At 56.6% G+C, this 1,541-nt stretch carries 3 protein-coding genes; all 3 read left to right on the forward strand.

The genetic code is table 11. The features are described from left to right. Positions 1–152: 152 nt before the first annotated feature. The 3 genes from ACOCD2_RS19425 to ACOCD2_RS19435 all read left to right on the forward strand — a co-directional run bounded on the left by ACOCD2_RS19425 (position 153) and on the right by ACOCD2_RS19435 (position 1,540). On the forward strand, positions 153–749 hold the full coding sequence (locus ACOCD2_RS19425) for a sensor histidine kinase (RefSeq protein WP_293653331.1): 597 nt from the start codon (positions 153–155) through the stop codon (positions 747–749). Next, positions 746–1,057 carry a response regulator gene (locus ACOCD2_RS19430; protein ID WP_293647495.1) on the forward strand — a complete coding sequence of 104 codons (312 nt, stop codon included), beginning with the start codon at positions 746–748 and terminating at the stop codon, positions 1,055–1,057. Before ACOCD2_RS19425 ends, ACOCD2_RS19430 begins: the two co-directional genes overlap by 4 nt. 159 nt (positions 1,058–1,216) lie before the next feature. Continuing rightward, positions 1,217–1,540 carry a hypothetical protein gene (locus tag ACOCD2_RS19435; RefSeq protein ID WP_293814951.1) on the forward strand — a complete coding sequence of 108 codons (324 nt, stop codon included), beginning with the start codon at positions 1,217–1,219 and terminating at the stop codon, positions 1,538–1,540. Position 1,541 lies beyond the last annotated feature (1 nt).

Here is a 1,541-nt window from a genome sequence, read left to right on the forward strand (position 1 = left end):
AAGTTGTTGCGTAGTGCTTGGTGACCAGGACGGCTGGGGCACAAATAGGTTGTCAAAGGCTGAGTCGATTTTGGGGACTGGGATGTCCCAAAATCTATCACGAGGCCGAAGACACGCTTGAAAACCCCACCAACAGGGAAGTCCAGAAAGACATGGAGGATGCCGTGCATCGCGCCAACACGGTCATCCACGGCCTGCTGGATTTCTCCCGGGACAAGCAACTGAAACTGGAAAGAGGCAACGTCAACGCGGTAATCCGGGACACCCTGCACCTGGTGGAACACGAACTGCGGCAAAGACATATTCAGCCCAAGCTGTCACTGTCCGATACCCTGCCGGACATGGACATGGACAAGAACAAGCTGCAGCAGGTGTTCATCAACCTGTTCATGAACGCTGCCCAGGCCATGGAACACGATGGCGAGCTTCAGGTGACAACACGGGAAGTGGACATCGACAGGCCCGGGCAAAACAAAGGCGCCAGGCAAGCCCGTTTTCAAGCGGGCGAATCTGTCATCGAAGTGGAAGTGGCGGATACCGGCCCCGGCATCCGTCCCCAGGACAGGGAAAAGATTTTCGAGCTATTCTATACTACCAAGGCAGTCGGCGAAGGTACCGGACTGGGATTGTCGGTCACGAGGAATATCATCAACCTGCATCATGGCGGCATCGACATCGACAACCGGCCGGAAGGTGGCACGTCTGTCATCCTGCTTTTCAGAAAAACCAACAGGGAAAACACACAATGACGAAACGTATCCTGGTTGTCGACGACGAACCCGCCGTCACCCGCATGGTTAAGCTCAATCTCGAACGCACCGGCGACTTCATCGTGAAGACAGAAAACCAGGGCAGCCAAGCTGTGGCCGCCGCACGGGAATTTCAGCCCGACGTGACCCTGCTGGACGTCATGATGCCGGACATGGGCGGAGAGGAAGTCGCAACCCTGTTGCAGGAAGACGAAACGCTTTCTCGAATAAAGATCATTTTCATGACCGCCATCGTCACCCACGAAGAAACGGACGCGACTGATCACCATCAACACATATGCCCTTGACCTCCAGGAACGGAGGAAATACCGGAACTGCAGGGAATATTTTCAACGCCTTGCGCCCGTGGCATACAACCGCCAGTGACACAAGCGTGTCTTCGGCCTCGTGAAAGATTTTGGGACATCCCAGTCCCCAAAATCGACTCGGCCTTTGACAACCTATTGGTGCCCCAGCCGTCCTGGTCACCCAGCACTACGCAACAACTTCGCAAGCTCGTTGCTGCTCCGTACTTGGCTCCCAATGACTGGACGCCGCGTTCGGAGGCCTACTTTGTTTTCCCTCTGGCGCAAGGCACGCCGGGAAAACAGTGCGGCCTCGCGGCTACTGGGGTCTACCAGCCTTCGCTTCGCTCTCCATGGCTGGCAGCGGCGGAACTGTTTCTCGTCGATACCAAGACAGTCGATCTTCGTCGCCTGACGCCGGGCCAGCCCACGCTTAACCGCCCGCGCCTTGATGGCGTCAACCTGGTGCCAGTTAAGGCCCAATAGC

The sequence above is a fragment of the Thiolapillus sp. genome, from assembly GCF_048562965.1.
GTDB lineage: Bacteria > Pseudomonadota > Gammaproteobacteria > Chromatiales > Chromatiaceae > Thiolapillus > Thiolapillus brandeum_A.

Excerpts from the sequence above, each read along its gene's own strand:
- ACOCD2_RS19425 (WP_293653331.1), top strand. The coding sequence starts at position 153 with ATGGAGGATGCCGTGCATCGCGCCAACACGGTCATCCACGGCCTGCTG.
- ACOCD2_RS19430 (WP_293647495.1), top strand. The coding sequence starts at position 746 with ATGACGAAACGTATCCTGGTTGTCGACGACGAACCCGCCGTCACCCGC.